Annotated in this window: 21 protein-coding genes and 1 rRNA gene; 16 read left to right on the top strand and 6 right to left on the bottom strand. The window is 70.0% G+C overall.

The genetic code is table 11. The features are described 5' to 3' along the window. Positions 1 to 32: 32 nt before the first annotated feature. The 9 genes from LZG04_RS34240 (at position 33) to LZG04_RS34200 (ending at position 6,230) form a co-directional block, all read left to right on the top strand. Complete coding sequence (locus LZG04_RS34240; protein ID WP_233825021.1) at positions 33 to 395, top strand: PE domain-containing protein; 363 nt, start codon at positions 33 to 35, stop codon at positions 393 to 395. Between the two features lie 4 nt (positions 396 to 399). Next, positions 400 to 963, top strand: coding sequence for a DUF3558 domain-containing protein (locus tag LZG04_RS34235; RefSeq protein WP_233825019.1), 564 nt, complete (start codon positions 400 to 402; stop codon positions 961 to 963). A 13-nt stretch (positions 964 to 976) separates the two neighbouring features. Beyond that, the gene (locus LZG04_RS34230; RefSeq protein ID WP_233825017.1) at positions 977 to 2,263 is read left to right on the top strand and encodes a PPE family protein; all 1,287 of its coding nucleotides are present in this window, start codon (positions 977 to 979) and stop codon (positions 2,261 to 2,263) included. Continuing rightward, positions 2,260 to 3,039, top strand: coding sequence for an ESX secretion-associated protein EspG (locus tag LZG04_RS34225; RefSeq protein WP_233825015.1), 780 nt, complete (start codon positions 2,260 to 2,262; stop codon positions 3,037 to 3,039). The genes LZG04_RS34230 and LZG04_RS34225 overlap by 4 nt, the downstream gene beginning before the upstream one ends. A 296-nt stretch (positions 3,040 to 3,335) precedes the next feature. Continuing rightward, positions 3,336 to 3,977: a hypothetical protein gene (locus LZG04_RS34220; protein WP_233825012.1), complete on the top strand. Its 642-nt coding sequence runs from the start codon at positions 3,336 to 3,338 to the stop codon at positions 3,975 to 3,977. 3 nt (positions 3,978 to 3,980) lie between these two features. Then, entirely contained in the window at positions 3,981 to 4,247 is a 267-nt protein-coding gene (locus LZG04_RS34215; protein WP_233825010.1) for a hypothetical protein, read from the top strand. Between the two features lie 389 nt (positions 4,248 to 4,636). After that, positions 4,637 to 4,891 carry a DNA/RNA helicase domain-containing protein gene (locus LZG04_RS34210; RefSeq protein WP_308199626.1) on the top strand — a complete coding sequence of 85 codons (255 nt, stop codon included), beginning with the start codon at positions 4,637 to 4,639 and terminating at the stop codon, positions 4,889 to 4,891. A gap of 170 nt (positions 4,892 to 5,061) precedes the next feature. After that, on the top strand, positions 5,062 to 5,457 hold the full coding sequence (locus LZG04_RS34205) for a hypothetical protein (protein ID WP_233825008.1): 396 nt from the start codon (positions 5,062 to 5,064) through the stop codon (positions 5,455 to 5,457). Between the two features lie 26 nt (positions 5,458 to 5,483). Then, the gene (locus tag LZG04_RS34200) at positions 5,484 to 6,230 is read left to right on the top strand and encodes a DUF72 domain-containing protein (protein WP_267938639.1); all 747 of its coding nucleotides are present in this window, start codon (positions 5,484 to 5,486) and stop codon (positions 6,228 to 6,230) included. Positions 6,231 to 6,243: 13 nt separating this feature from the next. Here the strand turns inward: LZG04_RS34200 and LZG04_RS34195 are convergent, their stop codons facing one another. Together LZG04_RS34195 and LZG04_RS34190 are read right to left on the bottom strand one after the other, a co-directional pair. Then, entirely contained in the window at positions 6,244 to 6,981 is a 738-nt protein-coding gene (locus tag LZG04_RS34195; protein ID WP_233825006.1) for an arylamine N-acetyltransferase, read from the bottom strand. Positions 6,982 to 7,015: 34 nt separating this feature from the next. Continuing rightward, positions 7,016 to 7,687 (bottom strand): helix-turn-helix domain-containing protein, encoded by a 672-nt coding sequence (locus LZG04_RS34190; RefSeq protein ID WP_233825004.1) that lies wholly within the window; start codon positions 7,685 to 7,687, stop codon positions 7,016 to 7,018. Between the two features lie 60 nt (positions 7,688 to 7,747). On the opposite strand from LZG04_RS34190, the gene LZG04_RS34185 reads away from it, so the two are divergent. The 3 genes from LZG04_RS34185 (at position 7,748) to LZG04_RS34175 (ending at position 9,646) form a co-directional block, all read left to right on the top strand. Then, a complete protein-coding gene (locus LZG04_RS34185; protein ID WP_233825002.1) occupies positions 7,748 to 8,596 on the top strand; it encodes a DUF72 domain-containing protein in 849 nt (282 codons plus the stop codon). A gap of 51 nt (positions 8,597 to 8,647) precedes the next feature. Then, complete coding sequence (locus tag LZG04_RS34180) at positions 8,648 to 9,028, top strand: peptidase inhibitor family I36 protein (protein ID WP_233825000.1); 381 nt, start codon at positions 8,648 to 8,650, stop codon at positions 9,026 to 9,028. 84 nt (positions 9,029 to 9,112) lie between these two features. Further along, positions 9,113 to 9,646 (top strand): hypothetical protein, encoded by a 534-nt coding sequence (locus LZG04_RS34175; RefSeq protein ID WP_233824997.1) that lies wholly within the window; start codon positions 9,113 to 9,115, stop codon positions 9,644 to 9,646. A 35-nt stretch (positions 9,647 to 9,681) separates the two neighbouring features. On the opposite strand, the gene LZG04_RS34170 is transcribed toward LZG04_RS34175, so the two are convergent. Together LZG04_RS34170 and LZG04_RS34165 are read right to left on the bottom strand one after the other, a co-directional pair. Further along, entirely contained in the window at positions 9,682 to 10,857 is a 1,176-nt protein-coding gene (locus LZG04_RS34170; protein ID WP_233824995.1) for a SpoIIE family protein phosphatase, read from the bottom strand. Beyond that, positions 10,854 to 11,666, bottom strand: a complete 813-nt coding sequence (locus tag LZG04_RS34165) for an alpha/beta fold hydrolase (protein WP_233824993.1) — start codon at positions 11,664 to 11,666, stop codon at positions 10,854 to 10,856. The genes LZG04_RS34170 and LZG04_RS34165 overlap by 4 nt, the downstream gene beginning before the upstream one ends. A 67-nt stretch (positions 11,667 to 11,733) precedes the next feature. On the opposite strand from LZG04_RS34165, the gene LZG04_RS34160 reads away from it, so the two are divergent. The 3 genes from LZG04_RS34160 to LZG04_RS34150 are packed head-to-tail and all read left to right on the top strand — an operon-like array spanning position 11,734 to position 14,068. Then, entirely contained in the window at positions 11,734 to 12,366 is a 633-nt protein-coding gene (locus LZG04_RS34160) for a hypothetical protein (RefSeq protein WP_233824991.1), read from the top strand. A 23-nt stretch (positions 12,367 to 12,389) separates the two neighbouring features. Continuing rightward, positions 12,390 to 13,439, top strand: coding sequence for a helix-turn-helix domain-containing protein (locus tag LZG04_RS34155; protein WP_233824989.1), 1,050 nt, complete (start codon positions 12,390 to 12,392; stop codon positions 13,437 to 13,439). A gap of 2 nt (positions 13,440 to 13,441) precedes the next feature. Beyond that, positions 13,442 to 14,068, top strand: coding sequence for a class I SAM-dependent methyltransferase (locus tag LZG04_RS34150; protein WP_233824987.1), 627 nt, complete (start codon positions 13,442 to 13,444; stop codon positions 14,066 to 14,068). 4 nt (positions 14,069 to 14,072) lie between these two features. On the opposite strand, the gene LZG04_RS34145 is transcribed toward LZG04_RS34150, so the two are convergent. Then, positions 14,073 to 14,888 (bottom strand): NAD(P)H-binding protein, encoded by an 816-nt coding sequence (locus tag LZG04_RS34145; protein ID WP_233824985.1) that lies wholly within the window; start codon positions 14,886 to 14,888, stop codon positions 14,073 to 14,075. Between the two features lie 95 nt (positions 14,889 to 14,983). On the opposite strand from LZG04_RS34145, the gene LZG04_RS34140 reads away from it, so the two are divergent. Continuing rightward, a complete protein-coding gene (locus LZG04_RS34140) occupies positions 14,984 to 15,379 on the top strand; it encodes a nucleotide pyrophosphohydrolase (protein WP_233824983.1) in 396 nt (131 codons plus the stop codon). Positions 15,380 to 15,695: 316 nt separating this feature from the next. Here LZG04_RS34140 and rrf read toward each other — a convergent pair. Then, positions 15,696 to 15,800 (bottom strand): 5S ribosomal RNA (gene rrf, locus LZG04_RS34135); the annotation flags it as partial.

Here is a 15,800-nt window from a genome sequence, read left to right as displayed (position 1 = left end):
CACAGTGGTCAAGGCAGGAGGAGGGGAGACTCATGCCGTTCATGGCGAGTGGTGGCGGAGTCGGTGCTCCGGCGCCGGCGGGGCCGGTCACCATGCAGGTCGAGCCGGGCCAGATCCTGGCTCTCAAGGCCCGCTACGAGGCCGTCCGCGACACCATCCGGGACTTCGTGGACCTGGAGGGGTACAACCTCATCGGAAATCCGCTGGCCGAGGACGACGTGTCCAAGGACGCTGCCTCGGTCTTCCGCGAGAACGCGGACACTGCTATCGAAGTAGCCAGGCATTTTATCAGTGAACTGAATCGGAGCATCGAACAACTCGACCAGGCCGCACGCACCTACGGTTTGGCGGAAGACACGAACAAGACCAATATCCAGCAGACCGGGGGCATCTGAAGCAATGCGCACAACCCTGCTGGCGGTGGCCTGCGTACTTCTCGTGACCGGCGCGTGCAGCACCGGAGGCACCGCGACCCCGCAGACGACGACCACGGTCAGTCCGCCGGTCACCACGACGGCGGCAGCCGTCACACGTCCCAAGCCTGTCACGTTGGACGACAAAGAGCCGTGCAGTCTGCTCACGCCAGAGCAGCTTGGAGCCTTGAAGATCGACCGCGTCGGCCGCCCTTTGGAAGTCAGCGCGCTCAAGGCCACCGGATGCACTTGGACCGTGACAGGCGCGTCCAACATATTGGTCCCAGTGCTCCACGAGGGAATTGAAACGTGGACCGACGGCAAGCGCACCGGACAACCTCGGGAAGTCGATCCGGTAGCTGGCTTCCCTGCCATTACGGTTCCGATCCCGAACAGCCCCGACCGCTGTGACCTGATGATCGACACTGCGGACGACCAGTACCTCGCGGTGGCCTTTTCGGTCGACCTCGGTTTTCAAGATCGCTTTCCTGAGCCGTGTGACGGGGCGCGGCAACTCGCGGAAGCGGCCATGCAGAACTTGCTGAAGTGAGGGGGAGCACTCGATGGGCGGGATTGGCAACCACAACTTCGACGCGCAGTCGCACAAGCAGCTCTACGAGAAGATCCACGGCGGGCCGGGTCACTCCGCCGCCCAGACCGTGGACGACGCTTGGAACAGCTTCCGCGCGGTGATGGGCAACGCCAAGAGCGAGCTGGAGTCGGCGATCCGGGACGCGGGGGCGATCTGGGTCGGTGCGGCGGGCGAGCGGTTCACCGGCAGCGCGGCTCCGCTGGTGCAGTGGGCCGAGGACGCCCGCGTCGCCGGTGTCGAGACGCACAACGCATTCTCCGCCCAGACCTCCTTCTACAGCGGTGCCAAGACACGAATGCCGGAGCCGGTCGAGGTCACCTCCACGGCGAACGACGACTTCCTCGGCATCCCCGCCGGTTTCACGCACCTGGTCGGCGGCCAGACCGACCAGGACGTCCAGGAACAGCAGGCGAACGAAGCCAAGCGCGAGGCGGTCCGCGTGATGAACGGCTACCGCGACGGTGCTTCCTCGGTGGTGGGCCTCCTGGGCACGTTCACGCCGCCACCCCAGGTGACGACGCAGGTCGTCGAGCCGACGTTCGAGCAGTCCGAGGCGCAGAGCCGGTACTCCCAGCAGTTCTCGGACGGTCGGTGGAGCACGCCCACTTCCACCGACCCGAGCCGGACCACCACCACTCAGCCGCAGCAACCGGTGAGCACTCCCCCGTCCGTCGCACCAATCGGCGGCGACACCAACACCTCGGCGGTCGGGACCACACCGGACGTCACGCCGCGCCCCGGACCCACGCCGATCACTCCCCCGCCCTACACGCCGGGACCGCCGCAACCGCCTGTGGCGGTACCCCCGCCAGGCATGATCAGGCCGAACCCTGCCCTGGGCTTCTACGACCGGCGGAACCCGTCCGGTGGCACCCCTCCCGGCAAGGGCACCGGTCCGGGCATTCCCAAGGGATTCGGCGGTAACCCGCCGGGTGGCACGCCGAGGCTCGGCGGCAGCCTGCCCGGCGTTCCGGGCCAGCCCGGTCATGGCGGACAGCCCTTCGGCCCCGGCCGGGCCTCCGGCATCGCCGGGGACCAGCACACCAACCGAGCAGGCGCCAGCAGCGGTGCGGCGGGCGCGCGGGGCGCGGCGGGCAGCCCGATGGTGGGTGGTATGGCCGGCGGGCCACAGGGCGGTCGGGGTGAGGACGACATCGAGCACAAGGCCGCGCCCTACCTGGAAGAGCTGGACGACGTGTGGGGCGAGGACTCCATGCCCCGGGTCGCGCCACCGGTGATCGGGGACGACGGCCCGTGAGGTTCACCCTGTCCCGGCTTGAGTTCGAGCTGTGCTGGGATCACTTGAAGCTGGGCGAGTACCCCACGATCCTGTCGATCCCCTCCCACGGCGCGACTCTGGACGAGCGCCGCGCGTTGTTCAACGACGCGTGGCGCTCGCTGGAGGCAAACGGGCTGGCCGACCGCGGCGAGTTGGACTCCCGCTTGGCCGCTTCGTTGGAGTTGCTGGCACGCCCGGAACGCGAGGTGGACGCCCGGCTGCGACTGGACTCCGGCCCACGGGTCCGTGCGGTCGCGGCGGCCCGGCGCGGGCACGCGGTGTCGGCCGTCCTGACCGCGGACGTACTGGCGCTGAGCCGGATCGACGAGAACTCGCTCGCCGCGTCGATGGTGTCACTCCTGCCCCCGCACCCGACGCCCCGGTCACGGTCCATCAGCCTCCTCGCGGCTGACCTGGAACGTGCGGCGGCGGCCGCCGGTGAATCCGCCACGCGCTTGGAGACCGCGCTGCGGGACACGGGCCTGCCCCGGCCCGACGCGCAGAAGATCGGCTCGGTGCTCGGCAACGTGCAGCGGATGGGCCAGTTCGGCGCGGCGGTCCGCCCGACCCCGCACGGCCGGCCGGGGCCGAGGAAGCGCGGACCGTACGCGGTGTCCTTCTACGACACGCCGGAAGGGCGGTGGCAGTTCACCCGCCGACCGTCCGCCGACGGGCGGGAGTGGTCGACACTGAGCCCGGCCGACCCCCAGCGGCTCGTACACGCCGTGTCAGAGTTGCTGCACCTGACCGGCTGATCGGACTCGACGGACTCCTGATCGACCTGGTGGTCAGGAGTTCCGCCACCGTCATGTCCTCGGGGCATCAGGGCAAGCCGGAGATCGCTGCGCGACGCGCACTCCGGTGACTCGCAAACACCACCCGGCAGCACCAGGCTGAACACCCATCACCCTGCGCCTCAGAAACCCCTAGCAGTGGAGACGCCTGGAAAAGCACCCAGCACGCCCCCTGGGTCGCTCACTCACCCTTACCCGGGAGGATGACGCAACACTACCCAAGGACATATGGTCAACACCGACACGATCCATGGCCAATGACGCTTGCACTGCTCGCGCCCTGCTACGGCAACCGTGAGACGCGTGCGCGCTTCCACCACACGATCGAAGGATCGGTCGACTTCACCGAGAGCAGGCACCGGAGTCTTCTGCGACCGGCCGACTTCGACCGGCTCATGTCACTCCACCCATCCGGCAAGGCCCACTTCTGGGGGCCCATCTCGCGTCATGACAAGTCAATGGAGCGCCTTCGCGATGGCGCCGTTGTGATCTCCGCCGGAAACAAGAAGATCAAAGCCACCGGCGAGATCGGACATCTGTTCCGCAACAAGGAACTCGCCGACCTGATGTGGCGACAGCACGCCAACAGCGACAGCTTCGTTAACGTCTACAGCGTGCTGAACGTGCAGATCACCCAATATCCGATCACCGACCTGTGGAGCATCGATGGCTTCACAGAAGGTGACTACGTCTGTGGCCAGCGCGTGGTCGACCCTGAGAATGCCGACCGTCTCATACGCGCCTTCCGACTCAACCCCAGCACGGTGGAAGCGGAACTCGACGCGAAGTTGATCGCGACTGCCGAACTGGTCGGCGCTCCTTCCCGCGTCGTCCCCGTCGAGCGGGCCCACGTGGACGTCGTTTGGCAAGAAATCGCCGCGCGCAAGTACGCACAGTAACGGGTGGAAGCCCAACTGGTAGCCCAGTTCCGCAGATCTCAGCCGCACATCGCCATGACGAGTTTCGTGACGGCAAGCGGCAAGCGGGCTGATCTCTACTACACGACCGACTCCGATGTCGTTGTGGTGGAAGCGAAAAGCCTGACCACACACGGCAAGGTTCGTGAAGCGGTAGCCCAACTGCTCGACTACGCGGCGAGCACCCCTGAGCCAGCCACCCGATTGATGGCTCTTTTCCCGGAGCGCCCGACACGGACGGCATCCAGTTGATGCACCGATTGGGCATCGACTGTGCATACCGCTCCGCCGACAACGTTTTCACCGCAGAAGAAGCACCGCACGAGCGCCGTCGGTACATGCAGCCGACCTGGCAAGGCCGCTGAGCGACGACCCAGGGGGTTCAAACGCCGAGCCGCGACCTGAGGCTCCGTCGAACCGAGGTAGTGCGGTCACCGGACAGCGGACTGGCCACGTCGCTACAGTCAGGAGCCGATTGAGTACGAATCGCAATAGGCCGACGTTAGCGAGACATTCAGGTTCGGCTTCGAAGAGGGGGACGAAGAGGACCACCAGCCGGGTGGGAGGCAGGTTTCCGGCGGCGTCGTGACCGTGACGGTCGACGACTCCGCCGACGTGCTGTCCGTGACGCTGCCGGCGCAGTGGAAGCAGGCCGTCGATTCGAGTACGACTGGGCGGGTGTGGTCTTCGGGCCCGACTTCGTCCGGCAGGACGGCCGGTGGGTGGCGCGTCCCGAGCACTCGCGTGACCCGGCGGTGAAGAAGGCCGAGGGCACGAACTTCCACGAGTTGATCAGGAACACGTACCGGGTGCTGCTCACCCGCGGGATGCGCGGGGTGTGCGTCTGCTCGACGGATCCGGAGACCCAGGAGTACCTGGAGAAGATGTCGCGCTGACGCGGCGCGGTCGTACCTCTCGGTGGCCGAGGTATTAGTGCGTGAGAGTGCACTGGTCGCGCAGGTGGGTGAGGGGGGCTCACGGCGGTTGGGGACGCACGATCTTGAGTGTCATGACGTCGCAACGACGGAGAGCCCGCGCTCGCCGCCCGAGGCCCGATCCCGTCCGGGTGGAGGAGTTGGTCGCTTACCTGCGCGCCGATCGGGCTTGGCGGGACGAGGTGGCGAAGCGGCTCGTGGCGCGGTTGGACCAGAGGCTCGTGCGGTCGGCGCGGACGTACGGGTGTCGGCCCATCGCGCACGTGGCGGAGGAGTTGGACAGCCAGGCGTGCGTCGACCTCGGGCCCGGTGTGCCGTACCAGTTGGCCAAGGCGGTGTACGGGCAGGTGCGGCTGCGGGGTGCGGCGCGGTTGCGGCAGACGGCGCGCAGCCTGCGCGTGCTCGGCGTGTACCTGTGCGGCAACGACTTGGCCGGCTGCCCGTGCACGGAGGCGTTGGCCCGCGATCCGCAGCAGGCCAGGGTGGACCGCGTGGTCAGCGGGGCACTGGACGGGGCCGGCTTCTAGATCGGCACGTTTGGGTGGTCACCGACATGGGCAACATCGTCACCGTGGGTGAAATACGGATCGGGACGTCCGGCTGGCACTATCCCGAGTGGCGTGGTGAGTTCTACCCGCGCGGGTTGCAGCAGCGGTTGGAGTTGCAGTTCCTGTCACGGCGGTTCGACACGGTCGAGATCAACGGCTCGTTCTACGGGCTGCGCAAGCCGACCGACTACAAGTCGTGGTTCGAGCGCACACCCGAGGACTTCGTGTTCGCGGTGAAGGGACATCGCGAGATCACCCATATGAAGCGGTTGCGTGACGTCGGCAGGGACGTGGCGGAGTTCTTCGACTCCGGCGTGCTCGACCTCGGGCTGAAGCTCGGGCCCGTCCTGTGGCAGCTGCCGCCGACGCTGCCGTGGCGCCCCGAGCGGGTCGCCGCGTTCCTGGAGCTGTTACCCGGCCCGCCGGTCCGGCACGCGCTCGAGGTCCGGCACCCGAGCTGGGACACGCCCGAACTGGCGGAGCTGTTGGCACGGCACAACGTCGCGCTCGTCGTCGCCGAGTCGGCGGGCCGCTTCCCGGAACCGCGCGAGCTGACCGCGGACTTCGCCTACGTCCGGCTGCACGGCGACCAGGAGCTGTACGTCAGCGGGTACTCCGACGCGGCCCTGGACCGCTGGGCCGGCCGGGTGCGGGAGTGGTCGGCCGAGCGGGACGTGTACGTCTACTTCGACAACACGATGCGCGGGGCCGCGCCGTTCGACGCCCTCGCCCTCGCCGACCGGCTGGACTGAGCGGGTACCGGGCTCACCCGAGCCGCGGCACGCGGTCCAGCACGACGCCGAAGTGCTTGGCGTAGGCATCGAGCAGCTCGTCGTCATCCAGCTCCTCGACCACCTTGTCGTCCCCGGTGGTGGTGATCAGCTTGTTCCCGGCGATGGTGATCCGGCCGGTCGGTGTGGGCAGCGAGCACGTCGCACCGCGCCGGAACGGCGACCCCGGCCACGTCTGCTGGTACCAGCACGTGGCGCGGAACTCGTCCAGCGCACGGGGTCGCAGCTCGACGCGGTACTGCGGCTCGCCGTTGAAGAGCACGTCGACGTCCCCTTCGGGCGTGTCGACCATCCGGAACACACCGGCCGGGTCGTGCTGGTCCTCCCGGCTGACGAGGACCAGCGGCCGCAGGCTGAACCGCCCGAAGCCGACGTCGACCAACACCTCGCCCACGCGCAACGCCAGGTGGTCGAACGGCGGCCCGTACGCGCCGTCGTTGAACACCTTGGCGGACAGCATCCGCACGTCGTGCCCCAGCGCCTTCAGCAGCGCCGCGAACGCGCCGTTGAGCTCGTAGCAGAACCCGCCGCGCCCCCGGTTGACGATCTTGTCCACGAGCCGGTCCTCGTCGAGCACGATCTCCTCGCCGAGGTGGATGCTGAGGTTCTCGAACGGCACCGAGGCGACGTGCAGCTCGTGCAGCTCCACCAGGGTGCTCTCGCGCGTCGCCCCGATGCGGGCCAGGTAGGCGTCGAGTGTGCGGTCGTCCATGCCCACCACGGTGCACCTTCGAGTGCGGTGGAGGTCAAGCGGGTCCGGCCCACCGCGCGTCGACCAAGCCGTCATCACGCACGAAGAACACCGCAAGGCGCATCGTCGCCACGGTCGTCTCGATCGTGCTGATCAGCGCGCGGTAGGTCGGCACGTCCGGGAACGCGAACGCCACCTCGTCGTCGGGGTGCTCCTGCCTGAGCTGGAGCACCTTCACCACCGCACCCCCGAACCACTGCCGCGCCTGCGTGGCCGGTCGAGTGGGTTTGATCTCGTCCGCCCGCCGAGGGTCGGCGTAGGACGTCGACGGGTAGCCCTTCACCTCGACGTGCAGCAGTACGCCGTCACGTTCGGCGCGGATGTCGGTCCCGCGCTCACGCGAGTCCGTGTCGGCGACCCGCACGATGCGCCACCGTTGCGCCACCAACCACGCCACGACCCGGTCCTGGACCGTCCTCTCCCGGCGATCGACTTCCGTGGACGTGCCCGTGTGCTGTTCGGCGGGCACGGGCCGGTCAGGCTCGAGCAAGCGGTTGCGGATCGGCCGTGCAAGGTCGTCCCGCTCGATGCGCCCCTCCCGGGCCAGATGACGGCAGTAGAGGTTCGCCTGCGCGTGATTGACGTGCAGCGCTGCCGCGATCTCGCCATCGGACAGCCCTTCCGGGTGCTCGGCGAGCACCCGGAGGACGCGGTCGGCGAACCTCATGTGGACATGGTCCCACCGGTGCACGGGGTACGTCGGCGATCATCCGGGTACCACTGGGAGGTGACGGGTGATGTGCGGATCGGGACGTCGGGGTGGGTGTACCCGACGTGGCGCGGGGCGTTCTACCCGAAGGGCCTGGTGCAGCGGCGGGAGCTGGAGCACATCTCCGGGCTGCTCACCTCGGTGGAGCTGAACGGCTCGTTCTACTCCCTGCAACGCCCGTCCAGCTACCGGACGTGGGCCGAGCAGACGCCGGAGGACTTCCTGTTCGCGGTCAAGGGCGGCCGGTTCATCACGCACCTCAAGCAGTTGCGGGACGTCGAGATCCCGTTGGCCAACTTCTTCGCCTCCGGCGTGCTCGCCCTCGGCCCCAAGCTCGGGCCGGTGCTGTGGCAGCTGCCCCCGACGACGGCCTTCGACCCCGAGCGCCTGACCACGTTCTTCGACCTGCTCCCCCGCTCCACGACCGCCGCGGCCGAGCTCGCCGAACGGCACGACGAGCGGCTGTCGCCCGATCGCGCCTGGACCACCACCGACGCCGACCGCCCCCTGCGGCACGCGCTGGAGGTCCGGCACCCGACGTTCCTGGTCCCGGAGTTCCACGACCTGCTCCGGGCGCACGGCATCGCGCTGGTCGTCTCCCACTCCGCCGGCCGGTTCCCGTACCTCGAAGACGTCACGGCGGACTTCGCCTACGTGCGGCTGCACGGCAACCAGGCCCTCTACGTCGGCAGCTACACCGACGACGAGCTGGACGAGTGGTCGGCCAAGATCCGCGCGTGGTCCGCCGACCACGACGTGTACGTCTACTTCGACAACGACACCGACGCGGTCGCGCCGCACGACGCCCTCCGCCTCGCCGCCCGCCTCGCCGCGCCGAAACCCCGAACCGCCCACACAATCAGGTGAACGGCGGCCGCCACGACCCCGCACCGCCGCCGACCGCAGCACCCTGGGGCGGTGGAGGTGATCCGAGTGACGACCAGCGGCCTCGTGACCGCGCTGGCCCTCACCGCCGGCGCCCTGGCGTCGAGCGGCACGGCGGTGGCGCACCAACCCGACCCGTCCTGCGACCGCGGCGAGTTCTGCGTGTGGTCGGGGACCAAGTACACCGGTGACTCCCATCGGCTGGACCTGGAGTCCGCGAACCCGCGCGAGTGCATCCCGCTGCCGAACGGCTTCGTGGCCCGGTCCTTCGTGAACAACCTGACCAGGGACACGTCGGTGTACCAGCGGGAGACCTGCTCGACCGAGTCGGAGTTCACCACCTACCCGGGCAAGGGCACGTACGTCCCGGACGCCCCGTTCGTGGTTCGCGCGATCCAGGTCTGGGAGCCCTAGCGGCGCGCCTCACCGGCCACTACGCGGAGAGCCTGGTTGACTACGCTCCGCGAGAACCTGGGGCCCGTTGCGAGGAGTACAACCGTGAGCTACCCGCCACCACCGCTGCCGCCCCGGTACGTGTGGGTGCCGGCGCCGCACGCGCACCGGATCCGCACGAGCTGCGGGCGGGTCGCCGTGCTGCTGCTCACCGCCTGCCCGGTGCTGGTCCCGCTGCTCGTCCTGTTCGGCGGCCACCTGCCGCCCGTGTACCCGGCGCTCGGCTTCTTCAGCTGGGCGCTGACCGGCACGAGCGTGGTCATGGCGGTCCTGACCGGCGCCTTCCTCCTCGCCGCCCGGCGCCACGTGTCCGCCGAGCACCTCGACCTCCACGAGGTCGGCAAGCTGCGCTCGGGGATCGTCGTGGCGTGGGCGGCCTCGCTGCTGCTGACCGTGTTGGCCTTCAGCGGCCTCTCGCTCGGGGCGTCGTTGGCGCCGCTCGGCTCGAACGCCCGCACCATCTCCTGGCCCGGCGTGTGGACGCTCATGCTGCTGATGGCCACCCCGTTCGTGCTGACCAGCATCGCCCTGGTCACGGGCCGACGGCTGCTCGCCCTGCCGGACCGCCCGCGATCCTGACGAGCGGTCCTGACGAGCGGTCCCGACGAGCGGTCCTAACGAGCCGGGACGCCGATCGCCAGCACCGCCGTGTCGTCCTCGACGCCGTCGCCCAGGCGTTCCAGCAGGCCGACGAACGCCTCCACGACGCCCGCGGCGGAGGTCGGGGGCAGGGTGGCGGCGAAGTCCAGCAGGTCCTCCTCGCTGTACCGGGTGTCGCCGCCGGTCCGGGCCTCGATCAGGCCGTCGGTGTAGAGCGCGAACGTGTCGCCGGGACCGAGGTGGACGGTCGTCGTGGTCACGCGGGCGTCCGGCAGGATCCCGATCAGCTGGCCGCCGGGGATCGTCACGTACGACGTGTCGCCGTCCGCGCGCAGCAGCAGGCCGGGCGGGTGGCCGCCGGCGGCCAGGGCGAGCGTGCAGTGGCCCGGTTCGACGGTCAGCACCCCGAACACGACCGTGCAGAACCCCGTGTCCGGCTCCTGGTTGAGCACGGTGTTGAGGTTGGTCAGCACGGCGACCGGGTCGGGGTCGTACACGGCCGCCGAACGCAGCGTGTACCGGGTCAGGGACGTCACGGCCGCCGCACCCGGGCCCTTGCCGCACACGTCGCCGAGGAACAACCCCCACCGGCCGTCCGCGAGCGGGAACAGGTCGTAGAAGTCGCCGCCCACCTCGAACGGCGAGGCGTGGTGGTAGTGCGTCGCGGTCTCCAGGCCCGGCACGGCGGGCAGCACGGGCGGCAGCAGGGTGCGCTGCAACGTGGTGGCGAGCCGCCGGATCTCGTCGCGCTCCCGTTCCGCCTCCCGCCGGGAGCGCAACAGCTCCTGCTCGTAGGCACGGCGGTCGTGCGCGTCGAACACGGTGGTGCGGATCAGCAGCGGCTCGCCGTCACCGTTGGTCTTCACCGCGGAGTTCACCAGCACCGGCAGGCGCCGGCCGTCGACCGCGACCATCTCCAGCGCCACCCCGCCAATCTCGCCCTGCATCCGCAGCAACGGCGCGAAGTGCGTCTCGTGGTACAGCTTGCCGCCGACGCTGAGCAGGTCCGCGAACCGCAGCCGGCCCACCACCTGCTCGCGCTCGTACCCCAGCCACCGCAGCAGCGTCGCGTTCACCTTGGCGATCCGCCCGTCCAGCGTGGTGGACAGGTAGCCGCACGGCGCGTTCTCGTAGAGGTCCTCGGCGCTGTCCTCGAGCAACGACGAGAACTCCTCGCGGTGAACCTTCACGGTGCGCCCGTCACGAACCGGGCAATCGCGGCGGCGGTCTGGTCCGGCGCGCTGAGCTGCGGGCAGTGGCCCGTGGCGTCGAGCGTGACGCGCGTGCTGCCGGGGATGCGGGCGTGGACGTACGCGCCGACCTCGGGCGGCGCGATCGCGTCGTGCCGGCACTCCAGCACCAGCGCCGGCACGGACACCTTCTCCAGGTCCGCCCGGTTGTCGGACAGGAACGTCGTGCGAGCGAACACGCGCGCCACCTCGGGGTCCGTGCGGCAGAAGCTGTTGGTCAGCTCCGCGCCCAGCTCCGGCCGGTCGGGGTTGCCCATGATCACCGGCGCCATCTGCGCCGACCAGCCCAGGTAGTTGCTCTCCAGCGAGTCCAGCAGCTCGTCGATGTCGGCGGCGCTGAACCCACCCCGGTAGTCGCCGTCGTCGAGGTAGCGCGGCGACGGCGTGACCAGCACCAATTTGGCGAACACGGCCGGACGCGCGGCGACGGCCAGCACCCCGACCATGGCCGAGACGGAGTGGCCCACGAACACCACGTCGCGCAGGTCCAGCTCGTCGCAGATCTCCAGCACGTCCCGCGTGTACCCGTCGAGCGTCGAATAACGCTGCTCGGTCCACGCGGACAGGTCGGACCGGCCCGCGCCCACGTAGTCGAACAGCACGACCCGGCACGTCGGCTCGAGCACCGGCACGACCAGCCGCCACATCGCCTGGTCGCACCCGAAGCCGTGCGCGAGCATCACGACCGGCCCGTCGGGGTTCCCGGTCACGACCACGTTGTTCCTGGTCCGCACATCCACGTCCACCATCGTGTCACTTCTGCCCGGCCTCGTCGGATGAGCGGGATTGTCGGTGGTCACGGCTACCGTGCCGGGCATGAGGATGTCGAACGCCACCGAGCTGACCGCCGAGCACCACGCGCAGCTGGCCGAGCTGGGCCTGCGCGTCGACCACCTGGACGAGGCGATCTGGGCCGGGGTGGACGCGCGGGCCTCCGCGCCGCCGCTCGGGCCGACCAACGGGGCCGGGCTGCTGGACTGGATCCACCGGGTCGGCAGGCTCCGCGAGGTCCTCGTCGCCGAGGGCTGGACCCGGGTCGACAAGTGGAACGCGGGCCTCGTCCAGCACCCCACCAGACCCGTCGTGCTGGGCACGTTGCAGGGCAACCGCCACACCGGCACGCCTGGCGCTCCGCTGCGCAGCGACTACGCCAAGGGCCCGGCCATCGCGGCGATGATGCGAGGCAACGACCGCGACCAGTTCACCCTCTTCGACTCGCTGCACGCGCACGAGTGGAAGCTGTGGTTCCTGGTCACCTACCCGCGACAAGAAGGCGAACGGCTGGTCGTGCTGCGTGAGGTCGCGCAGCCGGAGCCCACACCGCAGGGCCAGGTGGTGGACCGGTGGGCGCACCGGATCACGCTGCCGCCGCTGGTGTTCGGACCTCTGCCGGCCCCGCGCGAGCACGGCCCGGAGGACGTCGACGTCACCGTCACGCCACGCCGGTAGGCGGGTGCGAGAATGGCGCGATCATGCTCACGCCTTCCCGCCTCGTCCTCGCCCGGACCCGTCGCGGCCTCACCGCGGTGGAGCTGGCGCGCAAGGCGGGCACGAGCCCGGCGAGCATCGGCGACTACGAGCACGGCCGCCGCCGACCGGGTCCGGCCACCACCGCCAGGCTCACCGAGGCCCTGGGCTTCCCGCCGGGCTTCCTCGAAGCCGACGACGTCCCCGAGGTCGAGGTGGCGTTCACCCGGCAGGCGGCCCGCCGGCAGCGTGACGCCGCGGTCGGGGCGGCCCGGTTGGCCATCGGTTTCGACGGCTGGCTGACCAGCGCGTTCACCTTCCCGGAGCCGGACGTGCCGACGTGGGAGCACGACGACCCGGAGACCGCGGCGGAGGTGGTGCGCGCCCGCTGGGGCATCCCGCACCGGCCCGCGCCGAACCTGGTCCACCTGCTGGAGGCGCACGGCGTCCGGGTCTTCTCGCTGCCGCCGGACTGCGCGGGCGCGGGCCCGTTCTCGTGCCGCCACGCCGGCACGCCGTACGTCTTCCTCGACCCGACCGCGTCACCCGACCAGGCCCGCTTCGACGCGGCCCGCGAGCTGGGGCGGCTGACCGGCGTGGCCGACCCGCACGCGTTCGCGACGGCGTTCCTGCTGCCGCGCGCGGGACTGCTGGCCGGTGTGCCGCGAGGTCCGCTCACCGAGCACGTGGTCGCGCACAGCGCCACGTGGCACGTCTCGCCGGCGCGGTTGGCGCACCGCTTGCGCGACCTGGGGCTGCTCAGCCGCACGCAGCACGCGACCGTGTGCGCCCAGTTGGCCCGTCGTGCCGCGGGTGAGGACGGCTTGGCCCGCCGGGAGACGTCCCAGTTGCTCACCAAGGTCTTCCGCGCCCTGCGTGCGCAGGGCACCACGCCGCACGACATCGCCCGGGAGCTCCTGCTGGACGTGGAGGAGCTGAACGGGCTGGTGTTCGGGTTGGTGCTCACCGCCGTGCCCGGCGGTGAGCCCGGCCCGCCTGGTGGCGGTGATCCCGGGCCGCCCGCCCGACCGAACCTGACCCTCGTCCGGAGGTAACCGTGGACCACCAGCCCGTCACCGCCGCTGAGCTGTTCGACGCCGTCGGGCAGGACTACGAGGAGGCGTTCGGCCGGCCACCGGCCGTGGACGAGGGCGTGCGGCTGGTGCTCGACCGCGTGCCGCCGCACGCCAAGATCCTCGACATCGGCAGCGGCACGGGCAGGCCGGTGGCGGAGGACCTCGCGGCGGCCGGGCACGACGTGCTCGGGGTCGACGTGTCGGCCGCCATGGTCGAGATCGCCCGCGGGCAGGTGCCGCGGGCCCGGTTCGTGCACGCCGACATCCGCGAGTGGGAGTCGCAGGACGCGAGTTGGGACGCGGTGTGCGCGTTCTTCCCGTTCCTGCAGATGACCCGGGACGAGGTCGTCGCCGTGCTGGCCAAGATCGCCCGTTGGTTGACGCCGGGCGGGGTGCTGGCGCTGGTCACCGTGCCGATGGACGTGGAGGACCTGGTCGTGCCGTTCCTCGGCCACACCGTGCGGCTGACCAGCTTCGCCACGCCCGACCTGATCAACCGGGTCGAACAGGCCGGCCTGACGGTGCTGGACACCCGCAGCACCGCCTTCTCCCCCGACCGGGAGGGCCAGCCCGACGAGGAGCACCTGCTCGTGCTGGCGCAGGCATAGGGGTTCAGGCCCAGGCGCGGGCGGCTTGCTTGGTGTAGTCGTCGAACAGCCGGCCGTCGTGGCCGAGCACGGTCGGCACACCGTCGGAGAGCGCGGCGTCGTGGCCGGCGCGGATCGCGGTCAACGACATGGTGAGCACGTGCGCGTAGGGCTCCGCGATGCCGGCCCGCACGAGCATCGTGGTGTAGTCGGCGGCGGGCACGTCGTTGATGCGGATCGGGCGGCCCGACACGTCGCCGATGCGTGCCAGCGCCTCGCCGAACGTCACCGCTTCCGGGCCGGAGAGCTCGTACACGACGCCCGCGTGGCCGTCCTGGGTCAGCGCCGCCACCGCCACGTCGGCGATGTCCTGCGCGTCGATGAACGGGTGTGCGCCGTCAGCGCCGGCACTGGCGCCGTCGATCGGGAGGGTGACCTCGCCGGACAGGATCTCCGGCAGGAAGTAGTCCTCGCTGAAGTTCTGCGAGAACCACGTCGGGCGCAGGATCGTCCAGTCCACATCCGACTCCCGCACCGCGCGCTCACGGCCGTCGTCGGACGCGATGCCGCGCGCCGACAGCAGGACGAACCGCCGCACACCCGCCTCGACGGCACGCGGCACGAACGCGGCCACCTCGGCGTCGTCGAGGTTCATCGCGGGCGGGACGAGGTAGACGGCGGTGGCACCGTTCAGGGCGGGAGCCCAGGTGGACTGGTCGTGCCAGTCGAAGCGGAGGTCCGTGCGGCGGGACGCGGGACGGTGGTCGACATCGAGGGCGTCGAGGGCGGAGGTGACGCGGCGACCGGTCTTGCCGGTGGCTCCGAGAACCAGGATCGTCATGCCACCAGGCAATCAAGATCGTGGTGGAAGGGACATGGCTGACCGTCGCGGATGCATGTTCGATCGTCTACGTGGCATGTGGTAGCTGTGCGGCCATGAACTCACCGTCGGAACGAAGCTTGGTACACCTGCGAGACGCGTTGCGCCGGTTCGCCGCGGCACGGGATTGGGACGAGTACCACACCCCGAAGAACCTCGTGATGGCGTTGTCCGGGGAGGTCGGTGAGCTGACCGACCTGTTCCAGTGGCTCACGCCCGAGCAGGCCGCGCACGCGATGGACGACCCCGAGCTGGCGTGGAACGTGCGGGACGAGCTGGCCGACGTCATGCACTACCTCGTGCGGTTGGCCGACAAGCTGGACGTGGACCTCATCGAGGCCGCGTTCGCCAAGATCGAGCGCAACGAGCGCCGTTTCCCGACCGGTGACCTGAAGCCGCTAGACGTAAGTCAACAACAGCAAGATCAAGGAGACGAAGACGACCACGGCTAAGACGACCGAGGCCCAGATCGGTGTCTCCGACGACGGGGGGCGGGCTCGGGAGTGCCTGCCTCTTCGTCTGTTCTGCCTGCGCACGCGCCACGGCACCGACGCCTCCCTCGCACGACCACGGCTGCTCACGCCGGCAACGCTATGGACGCATCAAGGTCGTCTATGGCGCGTCACCCGGTCGCGCCGTGGACGTCGCCCGAACAGCCGTGGCGGCCGTCGGAAAGTGACGGTTCGCGGTCGGGTGGAAACGTGCGTCGAACGCGAAAAAGCCTTCAGGGGCACCCGATATGTCGGGTGCCCCTGAAGGCGAAAATATGTTCGGCGGCGTCCTACTCTCCCACACCCTCACGAGTGCAGTACCATCGGCGCTGGAAGGCTTAACTACCGGGTTCGGAATGGGACCGGGTGTTCCCCAACCGCT

The sequence above is a fragment of the Saccharothrix sp. S26 genome, assembly GCF_021390395.1.
Lineage (GTDB): Bacteria > Actinomycetota > Actinomycetes > Mycobacteriales > Pseudonocardiaceae > Actinosynnema.
This window is presented reverse-complemented; position numbering and strand designations above follow the sequence as displayed.

Bases quoted from the DNA above. Each gene is read 5' to 3' on its own strand.
- LZG04_RS34155 (WP_233824989.1), top strand. From the start codon at position 12,390: ATGCTCACGCCTTCCCGCCTCGTCCTCGCCCGGACCCGTCGCGGCCTC.
- LZG04_RS34165 (WP_233824993.1), bottom strand. From the start codon at position 11,666: ATGGTGGACGTGGATGTGCGGACCAGGAACAACGTGGTCGTGACCGGG.
- LZG04_RS34200 (WP_267938639.1), top strand. From the start codon at position 5,484: ATGGGCAACATCGTCACCGTGGGTGAAATACGGATCGGGACGTCCGGC.
- LZG04_RS34230 (WP_233825017.1), top strand. From the start codon at position 977: ATGGGCGGGATTGGCAACCACAACTTCGACGCGCAGTCGCACAAGCAG.
- LZG04_RS34235 (WP_233825019.1), top strand. From the start codon at position 400: ATGCGCACAACCCTGCTGGCGGTGGCCTGCGTACTTCTCGTGACCGGC.
- LZG04_RS34140 (WP_233824983.1), top strand. From the start codon at position 14,984: ATGAACTCACCGTCGGAACGAAGCTTGGTACACCTGCGAGACGCGTTG.
- LZG04_RS34190 (WP_233825004.1), bottom strand. From the start codon at position 7,687: ATGAGGTTCGCCGACCGCGTCCTCCGGGTGCTCGCCGAGCACCCGGAA.
- LZG04_RS34145 (WP_233824985.1), bottom strand. From the start codon at position 14,888: ATGACGATCCTGGTTCTCGGAGCCACCGGCAAGACCGGTCGCCGCGTC.
- LZG04_RS34240 (WP_233825021.1), top strand. From the start codon at position 33: ATGCCGTTCATGGCGAGTGGTGGCGGAGTCGGTGCTCCGGCGCCGGCG.
- LZG04_RS34160 (WP_233824991.1), top strand. From the start codon at position 11,734: ATGAGGATGTCGAACGCCACCGAGCTGACCGCCGAGCACCACGCGCAG.
- LZG04_RS34220 (WP_233825012.1), top strand. From the start codon at position 3,336: ATGACGCTTGCACTGCTCGCGCCCTGCTACGGCAACCGTGAGACGCGT.
- LZG04_RS34195 (WP_233825006.1), bottom strand. From the start codon at position 6,981: ATGGACGACCGCACACTCGACGCCTACCTGGCCCGCATCGGGGCGACG.